This is a genomic window from Streptomyces sp. URMC 126, from assembly GCF_051386555.1.
Taxonomy (GTDB): domain Bacteria; phylum Actinomycetota; class Actinomycetes; order Streptomycetales; family Streptomycetaceae; genus Streptomyces.
Genome location: NZ_JBPQTX010000547.1, coordinates 1 through 2,496, shown reverse-complemented (window position 1 = coordinate 2,496; position 2,496 = coordinate 1). Strand labels below are relative to the sequence as shown.

The following is a 2,496-nucleotide window of genomic DNA, read 5'->3' as shown; positions in this document are numbered from 1 at the left end:
GCGCCGGGCCGTGGAGCGGACGGGGGCGGGCCGGAAGGATGAGGCCCGGCGCCGGCCGGGCCCCGGGAACCCACCGCCGCCGGCCGGCTGCCGCCGCTCCGGGCTCCCCGGCGAGGGCGAGCACGGCGGCGCCCGGACCTCAGCCGTCCTCCGGCCGGTCGAGCCGGACCGTGGCGACGACGATGACCTCGTCGCGCTCGGTCCACCGCCGTGACGTCTCCTTGTGCGGGTTGATCCACACCCCGTACCGGGGGCCGTGCGCGGCGCCCGCGTGGTCGCGGTAGCCGATGGCGCACTCGCCGTGCCGCCGGGCCGCCTCGACCACCGTGGCGAACGAGGCCGCGCAGCCCGCCCGGACGTAGCGGGACGCCGGACGGAGCAGGATCTCGGTGCCGCCCGTGGCGAACAACTCCCGGAACACGGCGGCCAGATGCCGGTTCTGCGAGATCTGCGCCATCAGCAGGCCGATGAGCTTGCCGCTGACGATGAAGTCGGCACCCGGGCTCACCGGGGCCAGGGCCCGGTTCCGGTCGTCGGTCAGCTCGGTGACCACCGGCAGCTCCCGGCCGGACGCCGCCTCCATCGCCCGCAGCAACAACAGCGTGACCAGGATGCGGTCGTCCGGCTCCTCGCCGGTGTCGCCCGGGACGGGGTCGGGCCCCAGGACGATCACGCTGTCGTACGAGGCGGCGTCCACCGCCTCGACCGTCTCCTGGCCGGCCGGGTCCCCGGGCCGCAGGACGACGGACAGGGCGGCCCCGGCGTCGCGGTCGGCGGCGCGCACCGAGGCGGCCGTGGCGGGCGCGTCGTCGGCGACGACGTCCACGACCGAGCCCGGCGCCGTGTACCGGCACAGTCGGCCCACGATCAGCGGGGCCCGCCGGTTCCAGCCCAGCAGGAGCACCCGCTCCGGCCGCCGCGTCTCCGGCGGGACGGCGGCGACCAGCACCGCTTCGTCGACGGCCGGCGGCGGCTCGGCCACGACGGCGGTGTCGTCGTCGCGGGTGATGACCACGATCCGGTCCGCCGCGCCGATGACGCTGTCCGACGGCGGGTTGAGCGCCAGGGCGCCGTCGGAGCGGACGATCCCCACGGCACACGACGTCGGGTAGGCCAGGAGCGCCTCACCGAACGTTCGCCCCACCAAGGAGGATTCGCGGACGGTGTAGAACTCGTCGCCCGCGAAGTCCAGCAGTTCCTGGTAGACGAGGGACAGGCCGGGCCTGCGGGCGGACTGGACGACGAGCCGGGCGGTGATGTCGTCGGTCTCCAGGACGACGCCGCCTTCCCCGGCCGCCAAGGCCGCGGCGAGGCGGTAACGGGCGTCACGCACGGCCGCCACCACCCAGGGGTCGACCCCACTCGCCGCACCGCCCCCGCCGTCCTCGGCGGCGGGCGGCCCGGACGCGGCACCGCCCGGACCGCCCACGCCACCGTCCGGTCCGGGCGCGGCGCGGGCCGCCGCCCGCAGGGCCAGCAGCGTCTTGACCACCTCGGCGTCCCCCGCGGGCCCGTCGCGCGGCAGTACGAGGACCGCGCCGGCGGTGTGCGGGCTGACGCGGGGGAGGACCGCCGGATCGGTGGTCGAGCCGCTGCGGCAGATGACCCGGGTGCCGCCGGTCGGACCGACCTTGATGTGCAGCGCGTCCTCCATGGCCGTCTTGTCCCGGTCGGCCAGGACGGCCACGGCCGCCCGCCGCTGGTTGGCGTTGGCGGCGACCAGCTCCGCCACCACTGTGAACACCTGCTCCGACCAGCCGAGCACCACCACGTGCCCGTCCTCCAGCACCGTCGAACGGCCCCTGCGCAGGGCCGTGACGCGCTCGCTGACCCCGGTGGTGATCAGACTCACCAGGGCCGAGACATAGAGCAGGGCGACCAGGGCGAGCACCACGGACAGCAGCACCTGCGACGGGGGACCGACCAGCCCGCCCAGCCGCAGGGTCTCTCCCGCCTGATGCCAGACCCGGGCCAGCTTCCCCGGCAGCGACGCGGGCGCGTCCCGCGCCGTCCACACCATCAGCGCGCTGACCGGGACGACCACGGCCAGGCAGGCCAGGGCCAGCCAGCCGATGAGCGCGGAGGCACCACGCGCCAACGTATTGTCGAACCAGTAACCCGCCCGCTCGCGCCACCGAACGCGCCGCCGCGCCATGACCGCCCCCTCGCTGCCCGGCCGTCGCCCCGGGCACGCGGGCGCCCGAGCACGTGGTTACAGCGTGACAGGGTCGGGCCATGGCGACGGACGTGCGCATGGTTTTTCACCCCTTCGGGGGCGTGACCTTCATCCGTTGCCGATCCGGCGGAACGCCGCCCGGCGCGGGTGCGCCACGGCACTCTTGCGCTCTCCCGCGGACGTGCAGTGCGCTACCCCCTATGAGAAGAGAGTGGAGCACGAGACGAACGAGGCCACGAACCACCGCCGTTCTGGCCGCCGCCCTGGCCGCGGCCACCCTCACGGCCGGGGCCGCCCACCCCGCGGCCCCGGCCGTGAGG

The 2,496-nt window shown here is 75.9% G+C and carries 1 protein-coding gene; it reads right to left on the bottom strand.

Annotation, left to right across the window (positions count from 1 at the left end):
* Nucleotides 1-139: 139 nt before the first annotated feature.
* Entirely contained in the window at nt 140-2,155 is a 2,016-nt protein-coding gene (locus ACSNOK_RS32555) for a CASTOR/POLLUX-related putative ion channel (RefSeq protein WP_436784393.1), read from the bottom strand.
* Nucleotides 2,156-2,496 lie beyond the last annotated feature (341 nt).